The 236-nt window shown below is 76.7% G+C and carries 1 pseudogene; it reads right to left on the reverse strand.

The features are described from left to right. A pseudogene (locus tag AN218_RS38090) lies at positions 1 to 236 on the reverse strand (protoporphyrinogen oxidase); the annotation flags it as partial.

Here is a 236-nt window from a genome sequence, read left to right on the forward strand (position 1 = left end):
GGCGTCGGCCACGGCGAGCGGCAGCCGCCCGACGCCGCCCTCGACGCCCATGAAGACGGGCGAGGCGCAGGGCTGCGCGGCCGCCTGCTCCTGCACGGCGCGCACTCCCGCGAGCAGCGAACTCCCGTGGCGCGCGGCCTCGTAGAGCACGGGCACGGCGGCCCGCATCGAGATCCGGTACGCGTCACCCGCGTACACACCGCCCAGCAGCGGCTCGACGAGCCGGTCCACGACCT

This window comes from Streptomyces nanshensis (assembly GCF_001751255.1).
Lineage (GTDB): Bacteria > Actinomycetota > Actinomycetes > Streptomycetales > Streptomycetaceae > Streptomyces > Streptomyces nanshensis_A.